At 60.0% G+C, this 11,689-nt stretch carries 9 protein-coding genes and 2 pseudogenes; 6 read left to right on the plus strand and 5 right to left on the minus strand.

Going from position 1 to position 11,689, the window contains the following annotated elements; translation table 11 throughout:
- The 4 genes from GSQ83_RS09130 to GSQ83_RS09145 form a co-directional block, all read right to left on the minus strand.
- The coding region (locus GSQ83_RS09130) for an ABC transporter permease (protein WP_174246646.1) at window positions 1-423 on the minus strand (423 nt) is incomplete at its 3' end.
- Between the two features lie 12 nt (window positions 424-435).
- The gene (locus GSQ83_RS09135) at window positions 436-2,445 is read right to left on the minus strand and encodes a CocE/NonD family hydrolase (protein ID WP_158802583.1); all 2,010 of its coding nucleotides are present in this window, start codon (window positions 2,443-2,445) and stop codon (window positions 436-438) included.
- Window positions 2,446-2,492: 47 nt separating this feature from the next.
- Window positions 2,493-3,653, minus strand: a complete 1,161-nt coding sequence (locus GSQ83_RS09140) for an SRPBCC family protein (RefSeq protein WP_254065581.1) — start codon at window positions 3,651-3,653, stop codon at window positions 2,493-2,495.
- A 102-nt stretch (window positions 3,654-3,755) separates the two neighbouring features.
- Window positions 3,756-4,415 carry a TetR/AcrR family transcriptional regulator gene (locus GSQ83_RS09145; RefSeq protein WP_158802585.1) on the minus strand — a complete coding sequence of 220 codons (660 nt, stop codon included), beginning with the start codon at window positions 4,413-4,415 and terminating at the stop codon, window positions 3,756-3,758.
- A 124-nt stretch (window positions 4,416-4,539) separates the two neighbouring features.
- On the opposite strand from GSQ83_RS09145, the gene GSQ83_RS09150 reads away from it, so the two are divergent.
- Both GSQ83_RS09150 and GSQ83_RS09155 read left to right on the plus strand, forming a co-directional pair.
- A complete protein-coding gene (locus GSQ83_RS09150) occupies window positions 4,540-6,576 on the plus strand; it encodes an NADH:flavin oxidoreductase (protein ID WP_158802586.1) in 2,037 nt (678 codons plus the stop codon).
- Window positions 6,577-6,926: 350 nt separating this feature from the next.
- A complete protein-coding gene (locus tag GSQ83_RS09155; RefSeq protein WP_158802587.1) occupies window positions 6,927-7,181 on the plus strand; it encodes a hypothetical protein in 255 nt (84 codons plus the stop codon).
- Window positions 7,182-7,437: 256 nt separating this feature from the next.
- On the opposite strand, the gene GSQ83_RS09160 is transcribed toward GSQ83_RS09155, so the two are convergent.
- Complete coding sequence (locus GSQ83_RS09160; protein ID WP_158802588.1) at window positions 7,438-7,668, minus strand: hypothetical protein; 231 nt, start codon at window positions 7,666-7,668, stop codon at window positions 7,438-7,440.
- A gap of 840 nt (window positions 7,669-8,508) precedes the next feature.
- Here GSQ83_RS09160 and GSQ83_RS09165 point away from each other — a divergent pair.
- The 4 genes and pseudogenes from GSQ83_RS09165 (at window position 8,509) to GSQ83_RS09180 (ending at window position 11,641) form a co-directional block, all read left to right on the plus strand.
- On the plus strand, window positions 8,509-9,327 hold the full coding sequence (locus GSQ83_RS09165; RefSeq protein ID WP_158802589.1) for an alpha/beta fold hydrolase: 819 nt from the start codon (window positions 8,509-8,511) through the stop codon (window positions 9,325-9,327).
- A gap of 40 nt (window positions 9,328-9,367) precedes the next feature.
- Window positions 9,368-9,655: pseudogene (locus GSQ83_RS30425) on the plus strand (ATP-binding protein); the annotation flags it as partial.
- A 129-nt stretch (window positions 9,656-9,784) separates the two neighbouring features.
- A complete protein-coding gene (locus tag GSQ83_RS09175) occupies window positions 9,785-10,708 on the plus strand; it encodes a LysR family transcriptional regulator (RefSeq protein ID WP_158802590.1) in 924 nt (307 codons plus the stop codon).
- A 188-nt stretch (window positions 10,709-10,896) separates the two neighbouring features.
- Window positions 10,897-11,641, plus strand: a pseudogene (locus GSQ83_RS09180) (IS5 family transposase).
- Window positions 11,642-11,689 lie beyond the last annotated feature (48 nt).

The following is an 11,689-nucleotide window of genomic DNA, read 5'->3' on the forward strand; positions in this document are numbered from 1 at the left end:
CGAGATCGCGCCCACCGAGAGCACGCCGCTCAACCGGTCAATCCAGGTATTGCGGCGGATCGCCGAATAGCAGCCGAGGGGGATACCCACCAGGGCGGCCCAGCCGAGACCGCCGATCGTCAGCGCCAGCGTGTAGGGCAAAGCCTCCAGAACGAGGCTGGCGACGCTGCGTCCAGTCCAGACGTCGACACCGAGATTCCCGTGCAGGACATGATCGAAGAAATGCCACAGCTGAAACGCCATCGGCTGATCTAGGCCCATGCGCGCGCGCAGCGTGGCTCGCATGGCGGGCGTTGCATTGGGCCCAAGCGCGATTGAGGCCGGGTCACCTGGAATCAAAAAGACCAGCGCGAACATCACGGTCATCGCGAGCACGCAAATGACCAAAGCAAGAGCAAGGCGCTTGCCCGCATAAGTCAGCATGGCAACGGCATCTCAGACCCCATCACGCGGGACACGTCGTGCCCAGTTGCGTGACAGGACCCGTGTCTCCCCTTCATAGGCGTCGAGGCTGGCTTCCAGGAGGAACTCCTGTTTGGTCGCGCGCATGACCGTCCGCGTCTCGGTGCGGGTCTGCCAAGCGCCACGGCCGACGCACATGGTATAGCTGATATCGACCTTGGCTGAGAGTGGATCCCGCGCCAAGATGCTGTAGCTTTCGCGCTGGATCGATTCTGTCTCCAGCCCGAGCGCCACAATGGTAGAGCGTCCTGAATCAGCCAGCACTTCGATCACCGACTCGCCGGTTTCGGCATCGCGTGTGACACGGCGATGGCCTCCGCCTTTGCGCTGCCAACTGCGTTCCAGCGGCGGCGCTGATTGCGCCGGCTGAAAAGCAAGCGCGGCATCCTCAGGACGCGGCTTGCGCACCGGTAGCGTCAGGCGGCTCGCCGCCGTGAAAAGGCTGAGCGTCGCGGGTTCGGCCGAGGGCCAGATGACGGGCCAGTAACTTGTAGCAACCGCGACGCGCAGCCGGTGTCCCGGCACGAAGCGATGCGCGGCATCGTTCAAGGCAATGCGAATGCGCATGCGCGCACCCGGCACGACATCCTCAGGCCGCTCATGGCTGTTCCGATGTGTAAGGTTCAGCACGCCGTAAGTTACCCGCAGCGACCCGCCGTCGGGTGAAACATCGCTAAGACGCACGGCGATGACCGCGTTCGGTCGATCCACGGCAACTTCCAGATCGAGTACAGGCGCGCCTAGGATTTCCAGGGTCTCTTCGAGCGGCACCGTGTCGAAGATCAGAGCGCGGCCGTCGTCGACCAGTTGATCGGTCGGCTGGTCGGGTCCGGTCCCGAAGCTGAACCAAGTTCCGGAAACCTCGCCATGGTCCTGCGGCGAACACCAGTCGAGCTTCTGTTCAAGGCCAGGTTCCGCGCGCAACCCCTCTGCGTTCAGCACTAGAACCTGTCGTTGAATGGCGAGGCTTGGCCACGAGGGTTCGGCTATCCAGCGACCCTTGCGGAATTCGTATTCCCCGAGAGGCTCCTGCCAGTCGTGCATCCAGACGCGGAGCATTGGCTCGTCCATCACGCCGGTTTCGCGACCGGCTAGATGCTGATCAAACCAGCGCAGACATTCCTGGAGGAAGCCGATGCGCGGTCCGGGCCGCGCGAAGTGAGGATATTTATGCGCCCAGGGTCCAATGATACCTCGGCACGGCGCCGTCAGCCCCGCCAGCAGCTTTGGCACGGCGTTAGAATAGCCGTCCGCCCAACCGCCCACGGCCAGCACTGGGCAGTTTATGTCTTCAAAGCTCTCGCAGATCGAGCCGTGCTTCCAGTAATCATCCCGCCGCTGATGTTGCAGCCAGATTGCAGCCAGCAGCGGCTCGTGCTCCAGGCGCTGCAACCACATGTCCCGCCAGCGGTCGCCCACCAGCGCCGGGTCGGGCGGACGCGACATGTAGCCCAGCATGGTTGAGGACCAGGCCAAATTGTCATTGAGCAAACAGCCCCCCATGAAATGGATGTCATCGGCATAGCGATCGTCCGTCGAGCAGATGCTGACGACCGCCTTCAGCGCAGGCGGCCGACGAGCCGCGACCTGCAACCCGTTAAACCCGCCCCACGAAATGCCGATCATGCCGATAAGGCCGCTACACCATGGCTGCGCCGCGATCCAGTCGATGACCTCTAGCGCATCGTCCTGTTCAAGCTTCAAGTATTCGTCATCCAGCAGACCGTCCGACTCGCCGCTGCCGCGCATGTCAACGCGCATGCAGGCATACCCATGGCCGGCAAAGTAAGGATGCGTCAGCGCGTCCCGGTCGACGGTACCATCGCGCTTGCGATAAGGCAGATACTCAAGGATCGCCGGAAAACGTGCCTGCGTGCCAGAAGGCCGCCAGATTCGCGCGGCAAGCCGCGTTCCGTCCGCTAGGACAATCCATTCGTTCTCCGTCTCGGAGACGGAATAGGGCATTTTCTCAACAACTTGCACTTCGCCGAGACCTTCCAGAAAGTGCCCGCAACAGCACGAGACCCGCTTCAGAAACCGTGCGCCTGCATGCGCTGAATGTACCAGGTCAAGAAATTGTCGAGTTGCCCTTCGGTGAAGCGTGAATAGGTGCCTGGCCGATAGCCGCGACTCCCGATTCCGGCATGCGCGATCGCGACGAGATGCGCATCCTGCTCATTGGTCGCCTTCCAGACATGGGTCAATCGGTCGACGTCATAATCCGCGCCTTCTACCGCCTCCTTATGCACGAGCCACTTGGTGCGGATGAGCGTCTCGCTGGCAGAAAGCGGCATGACCATGGTCGTCACCGCATGGTCGCCCATGAAATGATGCCAGGCATTATGGCCCCACAAGTGCAGGTCGCCGAGGTCCTTGCGCGTCATGCTGCCGAGAAGCCTGCCGCACGCCGCGAGCGCATCTGCTGTTTGCGATTCTCCGGCGCCGCCCATGACAAGCCGCTGCGTGCGGAAATTGGTCGGGTGGCCGGCAAGATGTTCGACGGCTTTCGTTTCGAAACCAAGCGCCTCCCATTCGCGAGCCTTTCCGGCGTACCGCATCTCATGGGCTTCGGCGAGCGCACGGTCTTCCGCTGACAAGCTTGCCGGATCGAAGCCAAAGTCGAGGTCAACGAAGGCGACGCAGAGTTCCGGATGGGTGGCAGAGCAGTGATAGCATTCACGATTGTTCTCGATCGTCAGCTTCCAATTGCCGCGTTCGATCAGATCCACCTGATGCGCAACCTTGGCGTCGCGCAGCCCGTAGGGTGCTAAGCGCGCCTCCATGACCTCCGCCAAGTCATCCAGATCGGCTGGCGGGCGGTCCGCGAGGCAGGCATAGAGCAGTCCGCCAATGGAGCGAAGATGCACCGGCACCAGACTGTGGCAACTGGCATCAAAATCCTTGCCCATATGCATCGCGTGGGCGAGCTCGCCGCTCAACTCGTAGGTCCATTGATGATACGGACACACCAGCCGACCGATCGTGGATATTCCGGCCGGCAGCAGTCGCGCACCGCGATGGCGGCAAACGTTGAAGAAGGCGCGCACCACATCCGCATCGTCGCGGAGGATAATGATACTGCTCCGCCCGATGTCTACCACCGAAACATCGCCCGGCTCCGGCACGTCGCAAATCGGACCGACATAGATCCAGTGACGATGAAAGATTACCTCCATATCGGCATCGAACACGTTAGCATCGGTATAGAGTTCGGCTGGCAACGTGTGGTTGGGTTGCCGCGAACGGAGCAGAGACGCGATCCTCGGGGACGGGCTATCGTGCATGGTCGGCTTTCAAACGGCGGTCTGCGGCTGGCCGGGTTCCGGATCGTTATAGCCATGACGCGCGAAGAAGCGCCGAAGCTCACGTGGCTCAGGAGCTTGGCCGGTGAAGATCTCGACGTATTGCGGGATACGCCGCATGCGCGACGACAAATCCTCAACGGTTTTTGCCGCAATGTAGCCAATCTGTGTCAGATACGTTGTTCGGGCACGCGCATCGGCCGCGATCGGATCAAAGCCGTAACGCGCAAATAGGCCCGTCACCGCCTGAAGTCGTTCGGTGTCCGCCGCGTCGATTTCGACCGAGATATGAGGCGATTGCAACGCCCAGCTGCGAATTGCATATTCGAACTGCGAGTCGAAGAGGCGGGGATCCAGCCAGCAGTCGAAGAGATTGAGGATCGCCTCCGCCACGCTCTCAGCGTACACTGCGCACTGCTTGATGATTCCACCGGTGTTCTTCGTGCGCCAACGATCCACCAGCGCCGCCAGAAGCTCGTCTCTATCCTTGAAGAACCAGTAGAAGCTGGTTCGCGAGAGGTTGAGCTTTTTCGCCAAAGGCAGAATGCGCACGGCCTCCACACCGGCCTCAACAAAGCTGTCGTAAGCCGTCTCCAGCCAGCTCTCGGCGGATCCGCGCCATCCCGTCTCGATCGCTTCCGCCTGCTGCATCAGCCGAGGCTAGCAAGCGGGAAGGGTCCGGGCAAGAATAAATGTGCAGCTACGTCGAGTTTATTGACTAGGGTGTACAGTTCTCTTAGCCTCAAGGCCAGACCCGGTTCCGTGGAAGGCCGCTATGTCAAAGGATCCCCTCCTTCAACCTTACCGGTTGAAGGATTTGACATTGAGAAACCGGATCATGACCACTTCACATGAACCGGCCTACCCTGAAGATGGAATGCCGACGGCCCGCTACCGCGCGTACCACGTCGAACGCGCGAAAGCGGGGATCGCCTTGACCATGACAGCCGGTTCGGCCGCCGTGTCTCATGACAGCCCGCCCGTCTTCAACAACGTCCTCGCATATAAGGACGAGGTGGTGCCCTGGTTGAAAGAGCTGACGGACGCCTGCCACGAGCACGGCACCGCGGTTATGATCCAGCTTACTCATCTCGGCCGTCGGACGCGCTGGGATAAGGCCGACTGGCTGCCCGTCGTCTCACCGTCCCATCGGCGCGAAGCCGCACATCGCGCCTTTCCGAAGAAATTGGAAGATTGGGACATCGCGCGAATCATCGGCGACTACGCGGATGCCGCTGAACGCATGAAGGCAGCCGGTCTCGACGGTATCGAGCTACAGGCCTACGGCCACCTCATGGACCAGTTCTGGTCTCCGCTGACCAACACCCTGGACGGGCGCTATGGTGGCTCCCTGGATAATCGCCTGCGCTTCACCTTCGAAGTGCTCTTGGCCATCAGAAAGAGAGTGGGCGACAGCTTCATCATTGGCCTTCGCTACACGGCGGACGAGGTTGTCGCTGGCGGCCTCACGAAAGCCGAGGGCCTCGCGATATCGCAACGCCTGAAGGATAGCGGCCTCGTCGACTTTCTCAACGTCATCCGCGGTCATATCGATACGGATGCCGGGCTCACCGATGTCATTCCCATCCAGGGCATGACAAGTTCGCCGCATCTCGATTTTGCCGGCGAGATCCGTGCCGCCACGAACTTTCCTACGTTCCACGCTGCAAAGATCCAGGACGTCGCGACGGCGCGCCATGCAATTGCCTCAGGCAAGCTCGACATGGTCGGGATGACCAGGGCGCATATGACCGACCCACACATCGTTCGGAAGATCATGGAAGGTCGCGAAGACGACATTCGCCCCTGCGTCGGCGCCAATTACTGTCTAGACCGGATCTACCAAGGCGGTTCGGCCTATTGCATCCACAATCCAGCGACCGGTCGTGAACTGACCATGCCTCACGACATTCCGCCCAGCAAAGCACGGCGTAAGATCGTTGTCGTCGGTGCCGGCCCGGCCGGCCTTGAGGCGGCGCGCGTTGCGGCCGTGCGCGGCCATGAGGTCGTGGTTTTCGAAGCCGCCAACCATCCTGGCGGGCAGGTTCGTCTGACGGCGCGGAGCCCACGCCGTCAGGAAATGATCGGCCTCATCGACTGGCGCATGGCGCAGTGCGAAGCGCGTGGCGTCAAGTTCCACTTCAACAGCTGGGCTGATGCAGACAGTGTCCTCGCTGAGACTCCAGATGCCGTCATCATCGCGACCGGTGGCTTACCACCGACGGAAAGCCTCTCGGCCGGAAACGACCTCACCGTTTCATCCTGGGACATTATCGCTGGTGATGTGAAACCGGGGTCGCAGGTCTTGCTCTTCGACGACGCTGGCGACCACGCGGCGCTACAGGCCGCGGAGATCATCAGTGCGACCGGCTCGATTTTGGAGGTGATGACTCCAGACCGAAGCTTCTCGCCCGAGGTCATGGCGATGAACCTTGTGCCCTATATGCGGTCGCTCCAAAAGCGGAACGTCATCTTTACAGTGACGTATCGCCTCGACTCGGTTCGACGAGAAGGCAACGAACTAGTAGCCATCGTCGGCAGCGATTACGGGGGCGTGAGGGAAGAGCGGCGGATCGATCAAGTTGTGATCAACCAGGGCACGATTCCTCTCGACGACCTTTACTTTGCGCTTAAGCCGCTATCCTGCAATCGCGGAGCGGTAGACTACACCGCATTGATTGCCGGCCGGCCGCAGCCACTGACACAGGAGGTCGAGGGCGACTTCCAGCTGTTCCGTATCGGCGATGCGGTCGCCGCCCGGAACACCCATGCCGCCATCTACGACGCTCTGCGGTTGGTGAAGGATCTGTGACGTCCAGGAGGCTTGGCAGCCGTCTGCGGCCCGCGCTAATCCTCAGTCTTGCGTGCTAGTAGGACAAAGCAAGACCGCATACAACACAAGGGAGGCCAGGATTAGGGTGTCAAGTAATGGCCAGCGGACCGCGTTCTTAAAACTCCGATGGAGGATCACACTCGTCACCGCCATCGGTGCAGTCTCTCACCGACTCGGCGTCGTCGACGAGCTGTGGAATGGTAGATCGGTGTCGATACTATCGCCAGATCGCGCGGATCGTGGGGCTTCGCCCTCATGACCTTCTTGATCCGGACTCTCGCCCACCTATGCGGGACAGACGGTTCGAAGCGTAGGCGTCGGGAACTAGCATGAGCACGTTGAACCAACCAATTGCCGCAGGGTTCACACCCAGCGAACGAGATTATATTCGGAGAGAGCTCGATATGTTCTTCTCGACATATCCGACGGTTGCCGAGGGCTTCATGATCAAAACCTGGCGGGGTGGAGTCGACGCCGGAAAGCCGAAGCTTTCGCCCGTCGCCAAGGGCCTGATCGACCGAGGGCTGATGCAGCTTGATACCGGATCACGTCCCCCAGATTGTTCTTCACGACAGAAGGGTTAGCCGAGCTGCGGGCGATGATGACGGATCGCCGTTTCGCCGATCCAAGGAAGTTTCAACACATCCGCGAGGAGCTCGGCATCGACCCAGCTCTAGAATCCTATGCCCTTACGAACGCCAATAACCTAGCCGCCGAGTTAATAACTGCTCAGTTGTGCGCAAGATCTCGGTCAGTTCCAGAATCGGGACGACCGTTTTCGTTAGTCGTCCCAGTTTTAGAGTTGGCTCGAAGACGATCGGATTGAACCAACACTCAATATTAGACAGTTTTAACCTTGCGCGGGCGGCCTGGGCCCCTCTTGCCGGCGCGAGACTTGGCTAATTTCGCCCGTTCCCGTGTGGCCTTCAACTCTCCGCGGATCGATGCCAACGCGGCCTTGATGGCGGCAGGACGCTTATCTTCCTTGATGGCGTCAGCAGCAGCAAAAAAGGCCAGGGACAAGTTCTTCGTTCCGCGCGGCGCGCGGGTAGTAGTGGTGGTGGCAGACATAGTGCATGTTTCTTTCAGATTACCGGCGAATTCTGACACAAGGTCCTGATATCCAACTAGTCATCAGAATGGCTACGCCGCGACATTGGTCGAAAGCTGCACATGGCGTCGAGTACTCGCAAGCACAATATGCTGATGCATTAAATTCCGATAATCAAATCGGCTAAATATTTCTCGGCCCTCTGTCAAGTGGAGCCGCTGAAGAAAAAATATTGTTTTCTCTGTCGCGCAATGGTCACGAAATCTGCGAGACAAAGCTGTTGGCTAAATTAGGCCGTGAACCCATAAATCTGCAGACGCGACGCCACGCCAGATTCCGCTATGCCTCGGTAGCCGACGTATTGCTGCATAGCAGCGCAACGAGGCTATGTGCCAGGGCCGACGTCAGGATGATTTGCAAGCCTCATTAAATAAGGCCTGAGGAAGGTCCTCGAACACGTTTGCGCGCCAGGGCGGGAAACCGCAAAGCGAACGGCTTCGCCCATTTTGAATCCTGTTGGACTACGTTTTTAGAACGGGGCGCAGGTCAGCCGGCGCCTGCTTCAGATCAGGCCGGAACTGCCCCGTTCATCCACATCAAAATCCCGGCTGACCCACGTTCCATCTCCGTCAAAATCACGAAAACACGGAATCATATATCAGTTTTCAAAGTCAGAGAGTTTTCGAACCCTCCACCTCCCCATACCTTCAAGGCATACGTTAAGCGTGAAAAAGCATTTGTCCTTGTCAGACGGGGAATTTACAGTCGCGTTCTCCGGCTGACGAACATTTTATCGTCACGCCTCGGGACGATTTCTTGGCTCTTTAAAACAATGTTCAAAGCGCAGACGGAGCGACTTGATGCCCACCATTACCACCACGGACGGCGTAAACATCTTCTACAAGGATTGGGGCTCGGGCCAGCCGATCGTGTTCAGCCACGGCTGGCCGCTTACGGCGGACGACTGGGACGCCCAGATGACCTTCTTCCTTCGCCACGACTACCGGGTGATCGCCCACGACCGGCGCGGCCACGGCCGGTCCGACCAACCCAACACCGGCAACGACATGGACCATTGGGTTGCCGACCTCGCGGCCCTAACGGAACACCTCGACGTGCGCGACGCGATCCATATCGGGCATTCGACGGGCGGCGGTGAAGTGGCTCGCTACGTCGCTCGCCACCAGGAGCGGGTCGCGAAGGCGGTTCTGGTCGCTTCGCTGACGCCGAACATGTACCGGAGCGAAGACAACCCGGCCGGTCGGCCGCCCGAGTGGTTCGAAGCGATCCGGGCAGGCGTACTGGGCAATCGGTCGGAGTTCTACCGTTTCGTGCCTGAGAACCCGTTCTACGGCTACAACCTCGATGGCGCGAAGCCTTCGGAGGCGATCATTGCGAACTGGTGGCGCCAAGGCATGGGCGGCGGTGCCCTTGCTCACTACGCGACGGTCGACTCTTGGCTCGAAGATTATACCGAAGACCTCAAGAAGATTACTGTGCCGGTGCTGGTGATGCATGGCGAGGCTGATCAAGTCGTCCCGTTCGCAAGTTCAGTGCCGCGTGCGGTCGACCTGCTTAAGAACGGGTCGTTGAAGACGTATCCCGGCTATCCACATGGCATGCTCACTACGCATGCGGATGTCCTCAACCCCGACTTGCTCTCGTTCATCAGGTCTTGACGGTATCGACCGGACCGAGGCCGTTACCCCAACATGGGCCGGACGGTCAGTGTCGGCCTTACGCGAGAGGGTACTCACATGCATTATCGTGCTCGATGAACTCGGTTACCTGCCGTTCGCCCTGGCCAGCGGCCATCCCCTGTTCCACCTCGTCAGCCAGCTCTACGAGCGCACCTCGATCATGGTCACCACCAATCCGGCGCTCGGTGAATGGCCGGGCGTGTTCGGCGACGCCAAGATGACCACCGCGCTGCTCGACGGGCTGACCCATCACTGCGACATCGTCGAGACCGGCAACGACAGCTGGCGCTTGAAGAGCCGGGCCTGAACCCGGCCAGCTGCTCACTCCGCCGTCCAAATAGGGGTCCCTCCTTTTGGGCGCCGATCCGGGGTCCCGATCTGATGCCGTTTGACACCTTGTAGCTTCAAGCTATGCTTGGAAGATATACGAGGGTGTATGGAACTTAGGCATCTACGCTATTTTATTGCGGTCGCTGAAGAAGGCAGCCTGCTGACCGCCGCTCAGCGGCGACTCAACACCTCTCAGCCATCGCTCAGCCGACAGATCCGCGATCTGGAATCCGAAGTCGGCGTTCAGCTATTGGAGCGCCAGGCCCGCGGCGTGACGCTGACCACTGCCGGACGCGTATTTCTCGATCACGCGCGATTGGCGCTACTTCAGGTCGAGGCGGCAACGGAGGGGGCCCGGCAGACGGCCCGTCCGCGAAAGCCTCTCCTATCGATGGGATTCCTCGTAGGGTTGGAGATTATGTGGCTCCCGCAACTTTTGCGAATCCTGCGGGAGGAAGCCCCGGACGTCGACGTCACACTCAGCACGCAATCCTCACCAGAACTCGCGCTCGCATTGATGCGGGGGAAGCTGGATATCGCCTTCCTTCGTCCCGAGAAAGACAACGAGGGTGTCGTCTTCAAGGTGCTGGCGAAGGAGCCGTTGATCGCGGTGCTGGCGGCCGACCATCGTCTGGCATCGCGCAAGAAGATTCGGCCGCAAGATCTCGCCCACGAAATCTATGTCAGTTCGGCGCGAACCTCTCCGGTGTTGGAAGAGGTCATCCAGGACTACGCATCGAGGGTCGGCATCACCCTCGAGGCAAAGTACGCAGGCGAGAACATATCGTCCGCCATGTCGCTCGTGGCATCCACCGGCGGGATCAGCCTCGTTCCCCTCTATGCGCAGAACATGCTGGCACCCAACGTCGTCGCTAGAGCGCTTGAGGGGGGCACCCCAACGGTCGACTTGGCCCTGGGATACAATCGGGCAAATCAATCACCCTTGCTGCGTCGGCTTTTGTCCCGCGCGGATGAGCTGGTCGCAAACGTTCAGAACCAGAGCATCATTCGCTATGTTGAAGCTGAATAGCCGCCAACGCTAGACGTCCCCTTTGGGTCAATCGCTACAGGGGCGACCCAGCGGCAAATCTGACCAAGTCGGCTATGCCCCCAAAAGAGGAAGTAGATTCAGACCTTTAGCGGGTTCGCGATCAGCTCTCGCGGCTTGATGGCTCCGCCCGAGACGTGATTCAAGCTCCGAAACCGGAGCCTTGAAACATGCGCTACGAACTCAGCGACTACGAATGGACCGCCATCAAACCGATGCTACCCAACAAGCCGCGCGGCGTTCGGCAGGTAAATGACCGTCGTGTGCTCAATGGCATCTTTTGGGTCCTCCGGTCAGGTGCTCCATGGCGCGACCTGCCAGAAGTCTATGATCCCCGCACTACCTGTTACAATCGCTTCGTTCGGTGGCGGCGGGCTGGCGTCTGGGACCGGATCATGGAGTGCGTTGGCTGCCGGTCACGACGCGGCCGTGCAGATGATCGATACCTCCGTCGTGCGCGTGCGTCAGCACGGAGCCTGTGTCGCGGACAACAATCACCAAGACATGGGTCGCTCGCGAGAAGGCTTGACGAGCAAGATTCACGCGGTCGTGGACACCGACGGCCTGCCGGCCCATCTCGCCCTCACCCGGCGAGGCGCATGATAGTCGGCTTTGCTCAGTTCTCCTCAGCGCGCTGCTTCCCCAAACGATGTTGCTCGCGGATCGTGGCTACGACGCGGACTGGACCAGGGAGCTTGCTCGCCAACAAGGAGCATGGGCCAATTCCACCGAAACGGAATCGCAAAGACCCGATCTGCTTCAGCCCGTATCTGTATCGCGCGCGCAATCTGGTCGAAACGGTTCTTCAACAAGATCAAGCAATGTCGGCGCGTCGCGACCCGATATGACAAACTCGCAGCCAACTATCTAGGGTCAGGACCCATTAATTGCTTGCTTCGGCTCGGCGCATTGTGATTCTGGAGATGGCGGGAGGATACCGTCATGGACAGACTGTTTCTGCTC

The sequence above is a fragment of the Acidisoma sp. L85 genome, from assembly GCF_009765865.1.
In the GTDB taxonomy this organism is placed as follows: Bacteria; Pseudomonadota; Alphaproteobacteria; order Acetobacterales; family Acetobacteraceae; genus Acidisoma.